Source organism: Solibacillus sp. FSL R5-0691 (assembly GCF_037974225.1).
Lineage (GTDB): Bacteria > Bacillota > Bacilli > Bacillales_A > Planococcaceae > Solibacillus.
Window position 1 is genome coordinate 1,487,515 of record NZ_CP150231.1, and the last position, 19,275, is coordinate 1,506,789.

23 protein-coding genes are annotated in these 19,275 nt (G+C 36.2%); 13 read left to right on the forward strand and 10 right to left on the reverse strand.

All coding sequences use genetic code 11. The annotated features are described in order from the left end of the window. The first annotated feature begins 41 nt into the window (after nt 1–41). Nucleotides 42–350, forward strand: coding sequence for a monooxygenase (locus MKY51_RS07240; protein ID WP_339176186.1), 309 nt, complete (start codon nt 42–44; stop codon nt 348–350). Here the strand turns inward: MKY51_RS07240 and MKY51_RS07245 are convergent. After that, nucleotides 315–632, reverse strand: a complete 318-nt coding sequence (locus MKY51_RS07245; RefSeq protein ID WP_339176187.1) for a hypothetical protein — start codon at nt 630–632, stop codon at nt 315–317. The genes MKY51_RS07240 and MKY51_RS07245 overlap by 36 nt on opposite strands. A gap of 1,310 nt (nt 633–1,942) precedes the next feature. Between MKY51_RS07245 and MKY51_RS07250 the strand changes: the two genes are divergently transcribed. After that, nucleotides 1,943–2,365, forward strand: a complete 423-nt coding sequence (locus tag MKY51_RS07250) for a hypothetical protein (RefSeq protein WP_339176188.1) — start codon at nt 1,943–1,945, stop codon at nt 2,363–2,365. A gap of 302 nt (nt 2,366–2,667) precedes the next feature. Here MKY51_RS07250 and MKY51_RS07255 read toward each other — a convergent pair whose 3' ends face one another. Beyond that, entirely contained in the window at nt 2,668–3,201 is a 534-nt protein-coding gene (locus tag MKY51_RS07255; protein WP_339176189.1) for a GNAT family N-acetyltransferase, read from the reverse strand. Nucleotides 3,202–3,485: 284 nt separating this feature from the next. Between MKY51_RS07255 and MKY51_RS07260 the strand changes: the two genes are divergently transcribed. After that, the gene (locus MKY51_RS07260; protein WP_339176190.1) at nt 3,486–3,710 is read left to right on the forward strand and encodes a transcriptional regulator; all 225 of its coding nucleotides are present in this window, start codon (nt 3,486–3,488) and stop codon (nt 3,708–3,710) included. 106 nt (nt 3,711–3,816) lie between these two features. Next, a complete protein-coding gene (locus tag MKY51_RS07265) occupies nt 3,817–3,948 on the forward strand; it encodes a hypothetical protein (RefSeq protein WP_339176191.1) in 132 nt (43 codons plus the stop codon). A gap of 279 nt (nt 3,949–4,227) precedes the next feature. Here the strand turns inward: MKY51_RS07265 and MKY51_RS07270 are convergent, their stop codons facing one another. Then, on the reverse strand, nt 4,228–4,392 hold the full coding sequence (locus MKY51_RS07270; RefSeq protein ID WP_339176192.1) for an aspartyl-phosphate phosphatase Spo0E family protein: 165 nt from the start codon (nt 4,390–4,392) through the stop codon (nt 4,228–4,230). A 315-nt stretch (nt 4,393–4,707) separates the two neighbouring features. Here MKY51_RS07270 and MKY51_RS07275 point away from each other — a divergent pair, with 315 nt between their 5' ends. The 6 genes from MKY51_RS07275 (at nt 4,708) to MKY51_RS07300 (ending at nt 10,303) form a co-directional block, all read left to right on the forward strand. Next, entirely contained in the window at nt 4,708–5,142 is a 435-nt protein-coding gene (locus MKY51_RS07275; protein WP_339176193.1) for a BrxA/BrxB family bacilliredoxin, read from the forward strand. Continuing rightward, a complete protein-coding gene (locus tag MKY51_RS07280) occupies nt 5,130–5,915 on the forward strand; it encodes a class I SAM-dependent methyltransferase (RefSeq protein ID WP_339176194.1) in 786 nt (261 codons plus the stop codon). Before MKY51_RS07275 ends, MKY51_RS07280 begins: the two co-directional genes overlap by 13 nt. Before the next feature lie 102 nt (nt 5,916–6,017). Further along, complete coding sequence (locus MKY51_RS07285; protein WP_339176195.1) at nt 6,018–6,344, forward strand: metal-sensitive transcriptional regulator; 327 nt, start codon at nt 6,018–6,020, stop codon at nt 6,342–6,344. A gap of 13 nt (nt 6,345–6,357) precedes the next feature. Next, the gene (gene copZ, locus MKY51_RS07290) at nt 6,358–6,564 is read left to right on the forward strand and encodes a copper chaperone CopZ (RefSeq protein WP_251688345.1); all 207 of its coding nucleotides are present in this window, start codon (nt 6,358–6,360) and stop codon (nt 6,562–6,564) included. Nucleotides 6,565–6,657: 93 nt separating this feature from the next. Further along, entirely contained in the window at nt 6,658–9,051 is a 2,394-nt protein-coding gene (locus tag MKY51_RS07295; RefSeq protein WP_339176197.1) for a heavy metal translocating P-type ATPase, read from the forward strand. 256 nt (nt 9,052–9,307) lie between these two features. After that, on the forward strand, nt 9,308–10,303 hold the full coding sequence (locus tag MKY51_RS07300) for an NAD(P)/FAD-dependent oxidoreductase (RefSeq protein WP_339176198.1): 996 nt from the start codon (nt 9,308–9,310) through the stop codon (nt 10,301–10,303). A gap of 205 nt (nt 10,304–10,508) precedes the next feature. Here MKY51_RS07300 and MKY51_RS07305 read toward each other — a convergent pair whose 3' ends face one another. The 4 genes from MKY51_RS07305 to MKY51_RS07320 form a co-directional block, all read right to left on the reverse strand. Continuing rightward, complete coding sequence (locus MKY51_RS07305) at nt 10,509–11,888, reverse strand: HAMP domain-containing sensor histidine kinase (protein ID WP_339176199.1); 1,380 nt, start codon at nt 11,886–11,888, stop codon at nt 10,509–10,511. Continuing rightward, nucleotides 11,885–12,565, reverse strand: a complete 681-nt coding sequence (locus tag MKY51_RS07310) for a response regulator transcription factor (protein ID WP_339176200.1) — start codon at nt 12,563–12,565, stop codon at nt 11,885–11,887. The genes MKY51_RS07305 and MKY51_RS07310 overlap by 4 nt, the downstream gene beginning before the upstream one ends. A 125-nt stretch (nt 12,566–12,690) precedes the next feature. Then, on the reverse strand, nt 12,691–13,377 hold the full coding sequence (locus MKY51_RS07315) for an ABC transporter ATP-binding protein (protein WP_339176201.1): 687 nt from the start codon (nt 13,375–13,377) through the stop codon (nt 12,691–12,693). Between the two features lies 1 nt (nt 13,378). Further along, the gene (locus MKY51_RS07320) at nt 13,379–14,413 is read right to left on the reverse strand and encodes an FtsX-like permease family protein (RefSeq protein ID WP_079526379.1); all 1,035 of its coding nucleotides are present in this window, start codon (nt 14,411–14,413) and stop codon (nt 13,379–13,381) included. Nucleotides 14,414–14,795: 382 nt separating this feature from the next. Here MKY51_RS07320 and MKY51_RS07325 point away from each other — a divergent pair, with 382 nt between their 5' ends. Continuing rightward, nucleotides 14,796–15,602: an aldo/keto reductase gene (locus MKY51_RS07325; RefSeq protein ID WP_339176203.1), complete on the forward strand. Its 807-nt coding sequence runs from the start codon at nt 14,796–14,798 to the stop codon at nt 15,600–15,602. Between the two features lie 38 nt (nt 15,603–15,640). Here the strand turns inward: MKY51_RS07325 and MKY51_RS07330 are convergent, their stop codons facing one another. Genes MKY51_RS07330 through MKY51_RS07340 form a run of 3 tightly spaced genes read right to left on the reverse strand, consistent with a single transcriptional unit; the run spans nt 15,641 to nt 16,884 of the window. Further along, nucleotides 15,641–15,931 carry a hypothetical protein gene (locus MKY51_RS07330; RefSeq protein WP_339176204.1) on the reverse strand — a complete coding sequence of 97 codons (291 nt, stop codon included), beginning with the start codon at nt 15,929–15,931 and terminating at the stop codon, nt 15,641–15,643. Nucleotides 15,932–15,938: 7 nt separating this feature from the next. Further along, nucleotides 15,939–16,562, reverse strand: a complete 624-nt coding sequence (locus MKY51_RS07335) for a permease prefix domain 1-containing protein (RefSeq protein ID WP_339176206.1) — start codon at nt 16,560–16,562, stop codon at nt 15,939–15,941. Continuing rightward, nucleotides 16,549–16,884, reverse strand: coding sequence for a PadR family transcriptional regulator (locus MKY51_RS07340; protein ID WP_339176207.1), 336 nt, complete (start codon nt 16,882–16,884; stop codon nt 16,549–16,551). The genes MKY51_RS07335 and MKY51_RS07340 overlap by 14 nt, the downstream gene beginning before the upstream one ends. 561 nt (nt 16,885–17,445) lie before the next feature. On the opposite strand from MKY51_RS07340, the gene MKY51_RS07345 reads away from it, so the two are divergent. Together MKY51_RS07345 and MKY51_RS07350 are read left to right on the forward strand one after the other, a co-directional pair. Further along, nucleotides 17,446–17,991: a hypothetical protein gene (locus tag MKY51_RS07345; protein ID WP_339176208.1), complete on the forward strand. Its 546-nt coding sequence runs from the start codon at nt 17,446–17,448 to the stop codon at nt 17,989–17,991. Between the two features lie 826 nt (nt 17,992–18,817). Next, nucleotides 18,818–19,213: a VOC family protein gene (locus tag MKY51_RS07350; RefSeq protein WP_339176209.1), complete on the forward strand. Its 396-nt coding sequence runs from the start codon at nt 18,818–18,820 to the stop codon at nt 19,211–19,213. Nucleotides 19,214–19,275 lie beyond the last annotated feature (62 nt).

Sequence of the window (19,275 nt, forward strand, 5' to 3'; positions counted from 1 at the left end):
AAGAAATAAGCTAGAGTGTACAGAAAAAGGAGGCACTTCTAATGGCATATATTTTACAAGTAGATTTCAAAATGGACGGTCCATTCGGTGAAGAAATGGCTGCCGGGTTTAAAGGATTGGCAGAAAGTATTAATGAAGAAGAAGGCATGCTTTGGAAAATTTGGACAGAGGATCCGGAAGCTGGCGAAGCGGGTGGTATTTACTTATTTGAAACAAAGGAAACTGCTGCCGCATACTTGGAAATGCATTCAAAACGTTTAAATGGCTTTGGTATAACAGCGATCAACAGCAAAATTTTTGCAGTGAACGAGTCGTTAACGAACATTAACAAAGGTCCGGTTAATGGATAAATAAAAAAGCATTACAGGTTTTGAGGCTGGGACATAAGTAGAATAACCGATAAATAACAGGAAAGCCTTTATTAAGAAACGGATATTTTGCAAAATTGATTGGAATGCAGGGCGAGTGTAGCTGACGGCTACGCCTTTCGCTACAAGCAAAGCTTCCTGCGGGAATAGCGTGACGCCTGAGACTACAGGCTCAGGCCACGCCCGCGGAAAGCGTCCCGGAATGGAAATCATTTTTGGGTTATGTCCCAGCCTCTTCTTTATGTTCGGAACCAACCAAATCATACCGAGACATCCTAATGAAAAAATAGAATTAAAACTTCTAACAGATAAAGATGTTGCTAATACAGAGAAACTTGAATATACATATAATCTTTTAAAACAATTATAAGATATTCTTTTAACGGGTGCTTTAGTGTAACAAACATTCCCAAACACCGCTTTGGGAATGTTATTTAAGTAAAAAATAGGATATTGTTTAAGGAAGAGAACAATATCTTGCTGCAAAAGGAGGTTAAGAACATTTTTACAAATAAATATATACGTCCGTTTGTATATCCAAGTCTTTTGTTTATAGGTATGACTATTTTAAATATTTACGAAGACAACGAGATTCAGTGGAGGGACAATCTTTTCCTCTTCCTTTTCACATTAGTTTTCTACAACTTAATTTTATTTTTGCTTAAACGGTTTAAAGAAACACCGCCTTCAAAATAACTTTTTATTTGTTGAATCATTCGAGTAATACAATTCCATACATAATAACGCTCCTAAATGACACTTTGGGGACGATTTAACAAGGATAAAAAAATGTTGAATTGGTATTGAAAAGTAAAATTACTTAGAGGTGAATTATTCTGAAGAAGATTCTTTTAATACTGATATCTTTATTAATTGTAAGTGGCTGTGTAGAGGTAACTACAACTTCCATATCTATTGAAAAAAGTTTACCTAAAAAAATAGAAAAGATTCTTAAAGAAAATCCTATCGATAAAGAAAACCTTATACAACTTTTTTCTAATGGAAAAGGCACTTATTATATTGTTTATGAAACTAACAAACGAATAAATGATATCCCAGGGTATAGTCATACATTTGATTCAGAAGTGACAATTAATATTAGAGAAGGGGAAGAAGAGGACAAGATTTCACGCTATGTATTTAAATTAAAATCAAATATTAATTATAAGACTATAAACCTTGAGTTAAATGGTAATCCAGCTTCATTTGATGTAGTTACACATTATTAAAATAATGTGTTTATTTAGTCTATATGATATTCATATATAACCTAAAAAACGTTCCCAAATCGAAGCTTGGTAACATTTTAAACAGCGACAAGCACTGTAAATCAGTGTTTGTCGCTGTTTTTATTAGAAAATAACGCTCTGAGACACTGCGAGAAATCATTTTAAAGAGGACTGCTCAATTCACTCGTTCTGAATGGAGGTAAAATATAAATAGAATCTCAATGAAATGTTCCCAAAGGACGCTTTGAGTGCTTTATTTTATTCAACTAACGAGATAGGTTTATTGAATAAAAAGTAACAAGATACGAAGAATAAGGAGTAAACGTAAACCAGAGGTGAGTGTTGATGGTTAAGCATTACTTAGTCTTATTAGGATTTATATTGATTATTCTTACTTCTATGCAAGTAGCAAAATCAGAAACAATAACAAAAGCAGAAGAAATGTATGTCACAACAGAGGACATTATTTCAGACATTATCTTCCCAACTATTGATAAAAGAGTTATCAAAGAGTATGGAGGAGATAATCGCCTTATTTGGCACTGGAAAAGGATTGTTGGTATTACTTACAACGAGAATCATTCCTATGATGTTACTGTAAAAATTGAGATTCCTTCAAAAGACATTAATGAAAATGTTGAAAATGTTAAAGAAGATTTGGTTAAGGTAAGAATATCCCCGTCCTGTGATAGTGAGAAGATTAATAAGCAGAAATGTAATCACGGTTTCGAAATTGAGATATTAGACTACAAACATTTATCTCAATAAGAAATATTACCTTTAACTAAACGCAACAAGGATTTTTAAAGTATACAAAATAAACCTAATAAACGTTCCCAAATGAAAGTTTGGGAATACACGAAAAAAGCAGAAACGTTGTTAAATCAACGTTCCTGCTTTATCTATAGGTATGTTCTTTATACAATGTTTTATACACTTCTACTAAAAGCCAATATTGACAACGGTTTGAACGTACAAGGGGTTTGCAAAGGCATCAGTTTTTTTGCATAAAATCGTGCATATACTTTTCATTTTAACACTCTGTTTGTGTCCCATAATCAAGTCAGCGCTTATTTCACAAAAATATGTGCATCGCAATAACAAAGACCTTTGCAGCTTGGGCAATCAACTTGATAGGGCTCGAAATAGCGTGGCATGTAAATAAAGGGTTCAAAGCCCTGTGCTGCAAATTGTCGCTCTGCTGCCCAGCGGTTTGTATCGGACTGTACCCATCCAACTGTAACAATTGTTTTTGCAATCGGTTGTGCGGCTTCGAGGTAAGCGCGAACAAGCATTGTTCCAATTCCTTTTTTGCGTTCGTTTGGGTGAACGACAAAATGGCTTGTATAATAACTGATGCCTGATGCGACCAGTTCCTTTAACGGCTGCAGTTCTTCGTGAAAGTAAGGGAACTCCTTGTTGAAATCCAATATTTCATAACCTGCGATATAACCGACAACTTCCTCCAGTTCATTAACCGCTATATAACGGATGCCTCCAGCCTGGTTGACGGTATCGGCCGTTTCAGGTTCAAATGGTAAAAAATCATTGAGTAAAGCCGCAATTTGCGCTGCATATTTCTTTTCATAGGGGTAAATATTCATCGGTGGACCTGCCTTCTCATATTCGAATTTTATTATTTTAACATAATAGGGAGCATTATGTTATTACAATGAGCTTTTGGATAGGTTAGGCTGCTTCGGAACAAACAATCCTTTAAAAATAAGATGAGTTAACCGTGATGAGGTATTGTGAAATCCATTTATCCGGCATTTATTTTTGTACTTTTAATCAAAATATTGGCAGTGAACTTTCATTAAATGGGTAATTTTGATAATTGTAAAAACAGAACACTTGTTCTATAATATAGAAGAGCGAGGTGTAATGGATGAAGGAACAATTAAGAAAGGCGATGCAACACCATCAAATATTGGATATTGTGTATATCGCCAAAGATCAGTCAATAACAAAGCGTCGAATCAAACTAATTAAAATTTCAGGTGATCATGTGCAGGCATATTGCTTTACCCGTCATGCAAAACGAAATTTTATTGTAGATAATATTTTGGCTGTACATCCGGTAAATAGAAAAGCTAGAGGATTACAAGCTTGAATTATATGTAATCTTATTAAATAAAAATATATTATCATTTATTTGATTATTTTGTGGAATATTCTGACTATTTATGTTATATTACAGAAAGGGGAGGTGAATACGGATGAAAGCTTTAAAAAGAATGGGGGCAACAAACTTTTTTGAAAATATTGTGAAGAGTAATCCTAGATTAAATAAATTAAAACGTATGTATTTAATTAGAAAGGGAATTTCAGAATATGTTAAAACAAAATAAATAAAGCCCTCCGCATTTGATTTGTGGAGGGCTATTTTTTTATCTATAGGAGCACTCATATAAATAATTTATTCATACATAAGGTATACAAAAACAGTAACTTTGGAAAATATACATAGTGTTTTGTATTGGAAATTAGTTCTCTTTTGAGAGAGAGATGCATAATGATAAAAGAAAAACACATAGTTCATTGATATTCAATGAACTAAGTGCAATTAATAAATCGATATTAACTCAAATATATTTAGAAGCGAAACAATATGTAATCCTTCATTTTAATTAAGCTGCAATATCCGAATATTTATTAAGTAATTCATCCAATTCCTGACTGCAATTCACGACTTCCGGATGAGTGAATCCTAAATCATTTGCTTTTTTGTACATCAATTTTCTTTTACTCTCAATACGTATTTTTAATAGCTTTTTAAACAGTAAAAATTTCATCGATAAATTTCCCTTCAGTAGTAGTTGGTAGGTTAAACTTTTGTTGAAGTAAAATGACAACTGTTTCATCCTATCTTACTTCGGACGAGATATATGTCGAAACATGCTAAAAATACAAAATTCAATAATTTGTAAAATATTAAAATTTTATACATAAATAGAAAGCGATATATTTGACTAAACTTAATAGGTATGATTTTTTGAGAGGAACTTATAGTTGTAAGTAATTCGTTGAAATCCAATTTTTGTACAACTAGTCCTATGATTGATATAATGAGCGATGTGAATACATATAAACAGAAAGAGGTTATAAAAATGACAAATGCTTATGATGAATATATGCGTCAAGTAACACAGCCAATGCGTACGGAACTTGAGGGTGCAGGCTTTACACAATTAACAACAGCAGATAGCGTACACGAATTTATGGCTGAAACTAAAGGAACGGCTTTAGTTGTAATCAATTCAGTTTGTGGTTGTGCTGCAGGTCTTGCCCGTCCAGCTGCTCGTGAAGCGGTAGCAGATGTAAAACCGGATCAGCTTGTAACAGTATTTGCTGGTCAAGACCCGGAAGCGACTGCAGCAATGCGCGGATACTTTGATGAAGTGCCACCAAGTTCACCATCAATGGCAATATTAAAAGATGGCCAATTAGCGTACTTCATTCCACGTGATCAAATCGAAGGTCATCCAATGGAACAAATCCGTGATCATTTATCAGATGTGTTAAAACAAGTATGTGCCGAGTAACAATCGTCACAACTGCAGGCAGGCCGGACGAGCAATCGCTTCAGTTAGCTGAATTTGCAAGTCGGGAATTGCAGGCAAGAATTGTTCCGCGCCAAAAACGTTCGGTTCGTAAGCTTTCAGAAGTGTATGATGCCAATGTCATTGTTGCGGGAAAAAATCGTTTTGAATACTATGCGAAAGGTGCCGAGGCGCCTTTCTTTTTTCATCCGAACTCAGCCGCATTTCGTCTGAAACGTGTCGCCCGGGGTGAAGATGAACCATTACTTACTGCATGTGCATTGCAAGAAGGGGATACATTTTTGGATTGTACCCTTGGGATCGGTGCTGACAGCTTATTGGCTGCCTATGTTGTAGGTGAAAAAGGTAAAGTGATCGGTGTAGAAGCAGATAAAAATGTGTCGTTTATTGTAAAAACAGGAATGCAAACGTATGATACGACTGAACTTCCATTAACTGCATCAATGCGTAATATCGAAGTCGTTCATTCAACGGCGCTGGACTATTTAAAAAATCAAGAAGATGACAGCTTTAATGTCGTCTACATGGATCCGATGTTTGAGGAAGTCATTGAAGAATCGACGAATTTCGAAGCGCTGCGCTATGCCGGTAAGCATTTGACTTTAACGGATGAATGGGTGGCCGAGGCAAAGCGTGTGGCCAAAAACCGTGTTGTGTTAAAGGCACATTATAAATCGGACTGGTTTGAAAAATACCAGTTTGAGCGGGATGTACGATTAACAGCTAAGTTCCATTATGGTGTGTATGAAAAATAATAACGTTGGGGTTCTTTTAGAGAACTTCAACGTTTTTTCTTAATGCTTTACATACCCCTAATAGGTATGATAATCTGAATTCAAGTAAGGGGGATTGATTGAATGATTCATGAAAACGATAGTCATTTGGGAATACATGAAGAAAGCTGTCGTAAAAGTCATCATCCTGAACCGATAAAAAAAGATTTAACGACGCGATTGAATCGAATCGAAGGGCAAATTCGCGGAATTAAAGGTATGATTGATAAAGACGTGTATTGTGATGATATCATTACACAATTATCGGCAACCCAATCTGCTTTAAACAGTGTCGCGAAAATTTTGCTTGAAGGTCATTTAAAGGGCTGTGTCGTAGATCGTCTGAATGAAGGCGATACGGAAGTTTTGGACGAGCTTGTCGTAACTATTCAAAAAATGATGAAAAAATAGGGAGTGTTCAAGTATGGTAAATGTAACGTTAAATGTTAATGGGATGTCTTGTGGTCATTGTGTAAAATCTGTAGAAACGAGCGTAGGCGCATTAGCTGGTGTACAGGAAGTAAAAGTTGATCTTGCCGAGAAAAAGGTATCAGTTGCGTATAACGAAGATGCCGTTACTGTTGAGCAAATCAAAGAAACAATTGATGAACAAGGTTATGACGTTGTTTAATTTGAAGTTTTCGGATGTTTCAGGTTCTCTACTATAGAGAACCTCTCTTTTTATAAAATTTTATACCCCCTTGAGGTATAAAGAGGTGAGAAAATGACAAAAGAACTGACATTGCAGGTAACAGGTATGACGTGTGCAGCATGTTCGGCAAGGATTGAAAAAGGGCTGAACCGTATGGATGGAGTTGAGTCGGCGAACGTCAATCTAGCGGTTGAAAAAGCGGCAATTCAATATGATGAAACGGTTATTAAAGCACACGATATCGAGCAAAAGATTCAGGCACTCGGTTATGATGTCGTTAAAGAGAAAGCGGACTTCACAATCGATGGAATGACGTGTGCAGCGTGTTCGGCAAGAATTGAAAAAGTACTCGGAAAAATGGATGGAATTGCTTCGGCAAATGTAAACCTGGCATTGGAAAAAGCGACGGTCGAATTTAACCCGTCACAAGTTTCGGTATCCGATATTATTGCACGGATCGAAAAGATTGGGTACGGCGCACAGCCCGTCGTTGAAGGCAATCCGGTTGATCATCGTGAAAAATCGATTCAACGGCAAACGATTAAATTCATCTCCGCGGCTATTCTATCATTGCCGCTGTTATGGACGATGGTTGCCCATTTTTCATTTACGAGCTTTTTATATGTACCAAACATTCTGATGAATCCTTGGGTACAGCTAGTATTAGCAACACCTGTTCAATTTATTATTGGCTGGCAATTCTACGTAGGGGCATATAAATCATTGCGCAGTGGTGCTGCAAATATGGATGTGCTCGTCGTAATGGGAACAAGTGCGGCTTATTTTTACAGTATTTATCAAATGCTCGCACATCCGAGCGGTCATATGCCACACTTGTATTTTGAAACGAGCGCGGTGCTCATTACGCTGATTTTATTAGGGAAACTGTTTGAAGCACGTGCAAAAGGCAAGTCTTCGCAGGCGATCAAACAATTGATGGGCATGCAGGCGAAATCAGCGCTTGTGATCCGTGATGGCGTTGAACAGGCGGTACCACTTGAAGAAGTGCGCATCAATGATATTGTCCGCGTCAAGCCGGGTGAAAAGATTCCAGTCGATGGGGAAGTCGTTTCCGGAACTTCTGCGGTGGATGAATCGATGCTGACAGGCGAAAGTCTGCCGGTAGAAAAAAATTTAGGCGATTTCGTTTATGGTGCAACACTGAATAAAAATGGTGCACTGGAAATGAAGGCATTAAAGGTTGGCAGTGAAACAGCATTGTCGCAAATCATTAAAATCGTCGAGTCGGCACAAGGTTCCAAAGCACCGATTCAGCGTCTTGCCGATAAGATTTCTAATATATTTGTACCGATAGTAGTAGGAATTGCCGTTGTGACGTTCATGTTGTGGTGGCTGATCGGAGGAGAATTCATTCAGGCATTTGAGGCGACAATTGCAGTACTTGTCATCGCATGCCCATGTGCGCTTGGCTTGGCGACACCAACGTCGATTATGGCGGGTTCAGGACGTGCGGCACAGTTTGGTATTTTATTTAAAGGCGGGGAACACCTTGAACAGACTGGTTTTGTCGATACTGTCGTTGTCGATAAAACAGGGACGGTTACAAACGGGAAACCGGTTTTGACAGATGTTGTATTGTTCAGTGATTTAGAAGAAAATAATGTCCTGCGCATTGTTGCTTCTGCAGAAAAACAGTCTGAGCACCCATTGGCAGAAGCAATTGTTGAAGGTGTATTAGAGCGCAGGATTAAGCTATCGGCTGTTTCAAGCTTCCAGGCACTACCAGGGCTTGGTATTGAAGCACAAGTGGATAATGTAGAAGTAGCTGTAGGTACGAGAAAACTGATGCGGGATCGACAAATTAGTATTGAAGAACCGATCGAACAGCAACTGATTTCATTGGAACAGCAAGGGAAGACGGCGATGCTTGTTGCGATCAATAAAGAGTTTGCAGCAATCATTGCTGTGGCGGATACGGTAAAAGAAACATCTGCTGAAGCGGTAAAACGTCTGCACGCGCTTGGTCTGAAAGTCATTATGCTGACAGGGGATAATGAACGTACTGCCAAAGCAATTGCTGCTGAAGTGGGCATTGATGAAGTCATTGCAGAAGTACTGCCGGAACAAAAGGCACAGCAAATTGAAAACTTGAAACAACAAGGACGTAATGTTGCAATGGTTGGTGACGGTATTAATGATGCACCGGCGCTTGCGGTAGCCAATATCGGGATGGCAATCGGTACGGGTACGGATGTAGCGATGGAAGCGGCGGACATTACTTTAATCCGTGGAGATCTGAACAGTATTGCCGATGCGATATTAATGAGCCGTAAAACGATGACGAATATTAAACAAAACCTGTTTTGGGCGTTTGCCTACAATGTCATCGGTATTCCGATCGCTGCACTCGGTTTCCTCGCACCTTGGGTAGCAGGCGCAGCAATGGCATTCAGTTCCGTTTCGGTTGTGTTGAATGCATTGAGACTGCAGCGTGTAAAATTGTAAAAATACCGACTTTCTGAATAAAGAAGGCTAGTCATTCATAAAAGGACTAAGAAGATTTACAGGATAATTGAGGGAATGACGATCCATTATGAAGTTTAAATTTAATAAGAATATACCAACATAAATACACAGTATAGGTTTTGAAAATAATTATAGTGGAAACTTACAATCGAAGTGTAAAATGGATTTGAAAATAATAGACTTTAATCAGTCCATCTTTATTAGAAATAAACCAATAATGATAGGAGCCATCAATATGAAGGAAGATTCAAAGGTATATGATGTCACGATTATCGGTGGAGGTCCTGCGGGGATGTTTACGGCATTCTACGGCGGCATGCGCCAGCTTGAAGTTAAACTGATTGAAAGTCTTCCACAATTAGGTGGGCAGCTTGCTGCACTTTATCCTGATAAATATATTTATGATATCGCAGGATTTCCGAAGGTGCGGGCGCAGGAACTTGTCAATAATCTGAAAGAACAAATGTCAGCGTTTGACCAAACAGTAGTAACTGGTCAAAGTGTTGAAACGATTAAAAAGTTGGATGACGGAACATTTAAGCTGACAACAAATGAAGAAATCCATTATTCAAAAACAATCATTATTACAGCAGGTCTTGGTGCATTCCAGCCAAGACAATTGGAAGTTGAAGGAGCAGAATACTATGAGGGCAAAAATCTTCATTATTTCATCAGCGATATAAATGATTTTAAGGGAAAGAATGTAGTTATTTTCGGCGGAGGAGACTCAGCTATTGACTGGTCGCTTATGCTTGAACCTATTGCTGACAAAGTTACAATTGTCCATAGACGAGATCAATTCCGAGCACATGAGTACAGTGTTGAAAATCTGTTCAAATCAAGTGTGGCGATCAAAACACCTTATATGCCAGATGAGTTATTTGGCGATGAAAACGGCATTAAACAAATTATCATCCGGAATGCAGAAGGGGATAAAGAAACACTTGAGGTTGATGACATAATTGTGAACTATGGATTTAAATCGTCATTAGGTCCAATCAAGGAGTGGGGATTAGAAATTGAGAAAAATTCCATTATTGTAAACTCTAAAATGGAAACAAATATCGAGGGAATCTATGCTGTTGGTGATGTATCAACTTACGATGGAAAAGTGAAGTTGATTGCAACTGGTTTCGGTGAAGCGCCGGTTGCCATTAGTGCGGCACGGTTGTTTATTGATCCGTCAGCAAAAAAGCATGTACCGCACAGCACCGACCTTTTCAATAAATAATATTTGTTTATCCGGTATGATTGGAACAGAGAAGAGGGTTCACTATCAAATTCACATATGAATTGATAGTGAACCCTTTATTTTGAGTTTTGATTAGACAGGTAATCGGTTGGATTGAAAGTGGTATTTTACCGTGCTCAAGCCAGCTGATTTTTTCTGCCACTTGGCAATTGTAGTTGTCTGATACAATCTATTTTTACTGTTACTACCTGACAGGCAATTCTACGACAAAGCTCGTTCCTTGGTTTTCAATACTATTCACATGAATGATTCCACCATGTAATGTAACGATAGCGGCAACTATTGAAAGTCCCAGTCCTGTTCCATCAATTGAACGCGACCGTGCAGTATCTACTCGATAAAAGCGGTCAAAAATTCTTTCTTTCTCTTTATCATTCAAACCTATACCCGAATCTTCAAAGAATACCAACACCGATTTTCCTTGTTCTTTAATGGATATTTCAATAATGCCATTCGGTTTATTATATTTGATGGCATTTGTTAACAGATTGTCCCAGACCGCATTAAGTAAGGACGGATCCCCAGTAATCTCTACATCCGGTAATGTGAATCCGAGCGTAATACCTTTTTCTCCAATTTGCCACTGATTGCTCCGTATAAGTTCCTTAATTTGTTTTCCGATATTAACTGACTTTCTTTTCATAATATCCTCATCTCGGTCTAACGAAGCAAGAAGTAATAACTGTCTTGTTAATGTAGACAGTCTTTTAATCTCTCCGTTGATGATCGAAATATAATTGCTTTTATCTTCCGGACTCATGGATTCGCTTTTCAAAAGGTTTGCATATCCTTTTATATTAGATAAAGGTGACTGAATATCATGAGAGATATTCGAAATAAACTCTTTCCTCATTTCATCCATCTGCTCCAGTTTACTGGCCATCCGTAAAAAACTAAGTGAAAGTTCACCTAATTCATCATGACGGGTAGTATCAAGATCGACATTGTAATTTCCGTTTGAGAGTGATTTTGTTGCAGATGTAAGTTTTGAGATCGGACGAACTAAATATTTAGTTATAAAAATGACCATTATAATACTCAGCATAATCGCCAAAGCCAGCAGCCATCCGAATAAAATATGCATTTCGTTAAACAGTAGCTTAATATCCGGTCTAATGAAAAGCGCATACTTTTTCCCGTTATGTGTCAATGGAACACCAATCGTATTTTTCAATTCGTTTGCAAAAAATCCTGTAACAAATGTCTCCTGTGGGAAATTTAGAATCCCATGAAAAATATCACCGTTTATTACTTGTTCTTTGGTGGAATGAGACAATGTCTTTTCCCTAAAGGGTGCACCAAAATAAAATTCATTACCGGAATTGTCAACGAGGAAAATTTGATAACCAATTGACGAAATGTTTTCAAAATAATCTTTTAGATCTAAATCAGGTTGGTTCCCGGTAAATTCAGCAATGTTTAATGCAATTGTTGTGTTTTTCTGGTCATTAAATGGTTTTAATTTTTGCTGATAATACATATTTGAGATTAAAAAAGCTAATATTCCACTAAAAATCATAATTCCAATCGTGAACACAACAAACTTCACATAAAGAGATCTCATCTTCTGATTGCCTCCAATGAATACCCAACCCCGCGCACAGTCTTAATATGAAAATCATCTGTCAATTTAGAAAAACGTTCCCTTAATCTTTTTACATGAACATCTACTGTCCTCTCATCTCCTTCAAAATCTACACCCCAAATGTGTTCTATTAGATGATCTCGAGAAAATACTTGCATAGAATTTTTAGCCAGGAAGTACAGCAGTTCAAATTCCTTTAAGGGTAACAGAATCGTCCGTTCTCCAAACTGAACCTCATAGCTTTTTTTATTTATAGTTATATTACCTAAATGAATAACAGATTCATCGGATTGCTTATCATATCGTCGTAGTAAGGCTTCTATTCTAAATTGTAATTCTTTTGGTTCAAACGGCTTGACTAGATAATCATCTGTGCCTGATTTATATCCTTCTTCCTTATCTTCAATTTGATTCTTAGCTGTTAAAAGAATGACTGGAATATCATATTTTTTTCGAATTACCTTTGTTAGTGCATAACCATCCATAAAAGGCATCATCACATCGACTACTGCTAAATCACATCCTTCTCTTTTTAGAACTGCTAATGCTTGAGTCCCGTCTTTTGCTTGGACAACTTTGAATCCTGCCTCGGCTAAATGGATTTTTACAAGCTGTAATATATTGATGTCGTCATCTACAATTAGAATTGTTGTCATTCTTATACTCCTGTTTTAGAAAAATTTTTGTCTACTTTAAACCATCTCAAATGAACAGCCATGCAACATCCAGGCTGTTCATTAATATTCTGCTTAAATTGATCCTGCTTTAAAATTTGCACAATTTACTCTTCACTTTGCAAAACCATTCCATCACTCATTTTTATCACATGGTCTACAAATGAAAGTAATTCTTCATCATGGGTAACCATTAATGTAGCAATATTTAAAGTTTTAGTTAACTCTTGAATCAACAACATAACATCTCTAGACTTCCTTGAATCTAGGCTGGCTGTTGGTTCATCTGCGAAGAGAACTTTCGGTTTATGGATAATAGCTCGGGCAATGGCGATCCGTTGTTTTTCCCCCCCTGATAAAGAAGAGGGGTAGGCCTGTTTTCTATGATCCATTTCAACCAGATGCAAAATGTTATGAACTTCAGTAATTTTTGATTGTTTGCTTAAGTTAGATTCAGAAACATCCAGCATCAAAATTAATTGCTCTTCAACTGTGAGAAAAGGAACAAGATGAGCAAACTGAAAGACAAACCCAAATTTACTGGCCCGTATTTTTCGAACCTGTTCAGAACTCATTGTAGTCATATTGTTTCCATCGAAAATAACTTGCCCATTTGATGCGGGTTGTAATCCAGCAGCTATAGTAAGGAGCGTACTTTTACCGGAACCTGATGCGCCTACTAATGCTGTTACCTCTCCCTCTTTAAGAGTAAGGTTAATTCCTCTAAGTATTTCTTCTTCTATTTCCCCCGTAATAAATGTTTTCCTTAAATCTTCAATTGAAAATATTGTCATATTAAGCCTCTCCTTGTTGTATTGCATGTAATGGTTCGATTTTTTTGATTTGTATTCCAGAGAGTGTAGCCCCGATAAAACCGATGAATAGGAAAACTAAAGATAGTTGTACGGTTGTTTCAAATGTTAAATGGAAAGGCATTCCTTCAGGTGCAATTATATTAAATACTTGGCTGAATGAAATGGACAATATAAGCGAAATTATCGTAATAAAAAGCATTTGTGTCCACATAATTTTGAATAGCCTGCTTGTTTTCATGCCAATTGCCTTTAAAATCCCATATAAACCGACTTTTTGAATATTCATCATGTAGAAAAAGATGGCAAACAACATGCCGCTAATTACAACTAAAAACCAGACAATCATATTTAAAGACATTTGTTCTGCATTATAGCTTGGAATTGTATTGAGAAAATCCTTGTTCGAAAAAGATTGTAGGCCCGTGAATTGTTCTGAAGATTCTCCACCTGGTATAAATAACAATTGCATTTCCATAACTCGATAGATTTCCTGATAATTTTTCATATTTATATATGCAACAGGGGCATGACTGAACTTCTTCTGATCAACAAAACCCTTAACTTTAAATTCACCGCTAAATTGATTATTCGTTAAGACATCTCCAACCTTTATCCCTTTATCCTCCATTGATTGGTCTAATATAATCTCCCCGGCCTCAACATTTTTAAATAGCTCTGAATTAGTGGACGTAACAAAGGCAACGCTATGTTGTTTGTCAGTTTCGCTATTTAAAAAACCCATTTGAATTGAGAATGCCACTGCATCTTTTTCTTTATTTATAATTTCATTCTGTATATCACTGTCTATTTTTGAAAGATTGTAAGTTTCATCTCCCTCTTTATTCATATAAAATTGACCTTCTGGCAAATTTTTGATTAACGAAGCGTTGTCTTGCGATAATCCATTCGCCAAACCCGATATTATAAAGGTCAATAAACTAACAAGAAAAATAATTGAACCTAAAATTAAAAATCTTACTTTGTTTTTCTTTATTTCTTTCCACGCAATATTCATTTGTAATTTCCTCCGATCTCTTCTTTACATCCATAGTTTATAGAGTGAATATGAACGGGAGATGAACAGTAAATTACATTTCGAGTTCATTCGAAATATTTACAAATGAACAGTACACAATTATTAGGCACTAGATTATTTAATTTGCAGAAAGTACCAGAGAATGGGGAAACAGCTGAATATAGTAGAGGGGACAGCGGTATTACAAACTCGGTTAAATCAACAGTCATATCAATACATGTTCTTACGAAGGAAAACCCGAGGTATAAAGGTATTTAGGGCAAATCTTTAATTTCTACGCACTTATTGATTTCTGAAAATTCCATACTTTGTTATAATATATTTTGTACATTAATAGAGATACAAAGGGAGTGCCTAAACTATGGAATACATCACACTTAATAATGGATTAAAAATGCCGATTGTTGGTACTGGTACTAATACGTATGGTAAAGAAAATAATGACTATACCGGTGAATTAAAAAATGATATTCCTGAACTTGTATCAGCACTTGAGCTGGGATATCGATCAATAGATGCAGCTATTAGTTATCGAAACGAAGCGCTTGTCGGGGGAATTTTAGCGGAAAGCACAGTGCCTCGAGAAGAGTTGTTCATTACGACAAAAGTTCCTGCAAGAGAAGAATATGTTTCTTCAAAGGAATCGACAAGAGCAGCAATCGACAATAGTCTAAAAAACTTTAAAACAGACTATTTGGATCTGCTTTTGATTCATGCTCCGATCGAAGACAAAGAGCAGCTAAAAAATACTTGGGAAGTTTTTGAAGAATATTATGAGGCTGGCAAACTAAAAGCAATCGGCGTTTCGAACTTTAAGAAAAATCATCTGGATGAATTGAAAGAATTTGCGAGAGTGAAGCCGGCCGTTAATCAAATACAAATTAATTTAAAAGAAAAGAACAAAGAACTTCTTGATACATTACAGGAAGAGGGGATTACACCTGTAGCGTGGGGACCGATGAAAACAGAAGAACACCAAGATGAAGTGTTGGAGGAAATCGGTAAAGCGTATGGGAAATCCGGTGCTCAAGTTTTATTGAAATACCAAATCGGGCGCGGTGTGGTCGTTATCCCGAAATCACACAACCGTGAAAACCAAGCAGCTAATCTGGATCTTTTCGATTTCGAACTGACTGCAGCGGATATAGAGAAAATTGAAAACCTTTAGTAAATCACTACGATTTAATATATTTGAAATGGCGTCTCCTATTTTGGAGACGCTTGTTTGATATCTACCTTTGTTAATAGGCCACTTATCAAAATTAAACCACCAATAATAAACAGTCCAATAAGCAGTATGACCATTATACCCATTCCTGCAAAGCCTTCTCCGGCAAAAATAGCGAAACAAATTCCAATTAGCCAGGAAACAAACGGGTTTAATCCAATCATAATCAAGATACCCCATACAATCCGTTTTCTTCTTATTGATTGACCTTTAGTTAATGCCCGGCCAATCGCTGTGATAACAACTATGATTAATAGTGCGACTCCCATTGCCATTTCAACCCCTAATTTTTTCTCCTATACTATACGTATATAATTGGCGCCCTACAACATAAAAGATTACATATAGTGGTATTAACAGTTCATCCTGAAGTAACCAATCTTCTAAAGTATCCGGCTGGAATTGCAAATATACAATGAATTCATACAATAACGTCGGTACGATAAAAATGGTTGTCACATTGAGCCATTTTGTTTTATAAGCCTTTTTAGCTTCTTTATATAATAATTCCCATAGACCGAATACGAATGTGCAAATGAAAAGCAACATGACTATCACACCGATGGAAATAGGTGAAGCATTTCGGGGCTCCAGCCATTTTGAAATAAAGTGGGCGCTAATACATAGTGTAAAAGTTGTAAATATAATCGCTGCACAAAAGCGTATCCATTTATAATGAGGGAACAATACTTTTTTCATTTCTTTTTCAATGTAATGCGCTTCACCAAACGACTGCAAAGCTTGTTGAATGGCTTGCTGTTCGGAATAACCAACCATTCGTAATTCATCGATATGTTCCAAAATATGATTTTCAAATTCTTCTTTCATCAATACACGTTCTTCATCATTGATTGGCAAATTCGCTACAATTTTTTCAACATATTGCTTAACGACTTCCATACAATCCACCTGCCGTTCGTTTGATTAAACGGGTCAACTGCTCCCAACTCGATAACTTTTGATTTAATTGTTCACGTCCCACATCCGTAATAGCATAGTATTTCCGACGTTTCCCCGTAATCTCGTCTTGCCAATAACTCGTCACAAAACGCTGTTGTTCTAAACGCTTTAACGCAGGATATAACGTACCTTCATTCATAGAATAGGCTTCATCGCTTAATACGCGAAGCTGCTTTGTCATTTCATAGCCGTATCGATCCTGTTCTGCCAGTAGCGATAGCAGTAAAATATCGATACTCCCTTTCATCATTTCTTTTTCCACTATTTACAATCACCGCCTTTAAATACATATTAATCCAATGTACATCGTATTACAATGTATAAATCTAAATCATATGTAAATTGTTTAAGACAGAAGGGGAATTCTAGCAATTAAAGTGGTTGATGAAATATAACAGTAGTTTAAAATTACAAAAAAGTGGACTTTATGAACAATGGAATAAGTGCTGCTATTGTAGGACCAAGTCAGTGGAGGGGTTTTATGCTAGACAAAGTTTTTAGTTGGCCCATGATTGTGGCATATTTCGTCGTGTGGAATTTGTGGATTTTATTGCAAATGGCATTAGAAGTAGACAAGGCTTGGATTATCCTTAATCCATTGCATCTTGTTTTTGCTTTCAATATGATTTTTGGTATTACATATCAGATAAAATCTAAAAGATCGGATAAGATGAATGATTCACATTCAGAAATTAAATTGCCTCCATTTTGAATGAAATGGTGGCTGTTAAAGTAGGTGGCAATGTGTTGGCATTTTTGTAGAATATAGCAGGATAGCTGGAAATCCTTTTGGGTAAGTTACCTTTAAAAAGGAGTAACATCATTGAAGAAGCTAACCTTCATTGCTTATATATTAACGATTAGTCTTTCGGTTTTAATGGGGAATTCTGTAAATACAAAGGCTGCGTATTCAGATAATGGGTATATAAATCCTTCAAATAAAGAAAAGGTTTTTAGTGAAACTGTAGATGAATTTTATAAAGCGATAAGAGAGCTGAAGTATCCGGTTCATCAGGTATATTATCAGAAGTATATCCAAATGCCAAATCAAGAGCAAAGGCATCGGCATTTGGATACTAAACTTTTTAAAGATATGCCTGATGCATCTGTCAGTTTTAGAAAAAAGGTATTATTTAGTGAGGTAGAAGAATTTAACTACTTAATTTTTTATGGAAATAGTATTCGCCCTTATCCGGATATAGATATTAGCTACCATAAAGCTGTTAGTCCTGAAAGGCAGGTTTATTTCTTTTATTCCTTTAAAGACACTGCCAAGGAATTCATGGGCAGATATGCAATTTATGATGTTGAAACAAAGGTGATATTAGCAGCAGGCAATACTTATATGCCTAAGTCTCCACCTAAATAGTATAAAAAACTGGGATGAGCCTTTGATTAATGAATAACCTCACATAATGAATAAGCACAACCCTTATAATTTTAAGGGCAGTGCTTTTTTTAATTAGTTGAGTCTATTTGCTTTGTCGCTAAATTGAAAAATTTTTCGAGTTTTTCATAGACACGTTCTTCATCTGCTTTAACTTTGTAAATACTTGGGAGAATGGATTCCCCTTCTATTATCATATATTTACAAATTGAAGTTCAGTTTAAACTATCATTACAATATGCAAATGTTAACAGGAGATTTATTTCAATGAAACGTTAAGTAGAAATTTATGGTAATGTTACGTATATATTAAAATAATAGAGGTTTTGTAGATGAAATTTTATGTGAGGCCTAATATGGACATTAAAATTAAAACAATTTGGGCTGTTTTAACGCTTTTATTTTGTGCATGGAGGTATTATTCTACAAATGATGGTAGTAATTATGGAGGTAGATATTATTTAGGATCGCAAGGAATTGAGGACCGGTATTATGTAGTCGCATTGTTCATAGTAATCATACTGTTTGGCTTATATTTTTCATTAACTAGGTATGTAATATTAAAAAACGATGAAATAAAAATTTGTATAAGTATAGCAAGTCATACTATTAAAATAACTGATATTACGAAAATACATGTGAAGGGTAAAAATATTTTCATTACTTATGATGAGGGTGGTTTATCAGAAGAATTATGTTTACGTCCAAAGAACTTTAAACTGTTTTTACAAGAACTATACGAAAAAGCACCGCATTTACGTAATCTCTATAGTTTACGTTTATTCGGTAATAGAAAGGAAGTCGTCCATTGTCAAAAGGGCTTATTCATCATATTGAACTGTATGTTTCTGATTTAAAAAGTTCCATCAATTTTTGGGGTTGGTTTTTAGAAGAATTAGGATATGAATCTTTTCAATCGTGGGAAAGCGGACATAGTTGGAAACTCGGAGCTACATATATTGTATTCGTGCAAGCTGAAGAACGATTTTTGGATGTACCTTACCATAGAAGTCGTGTTGGCCTAAACCATTTGGCTTTCCATGCAAGCTCCCGTCAAGAGGTAGATGATATGACTAGAATGTTAGAAAGTAAGGGGGTTAAGATCCTTTATACGGATAAACATCCCTATGCAGGAGGGGAAAATTATTACGCTGTATTTTTTGAAGATCCAGATAGAATTAAGGTTGAATTTGTAGCACCATGACCTTTCCAGTTTTAATGTTTTTTAACTTCTTTATATTTAAAAAGGAACACCTGCTGAATTGT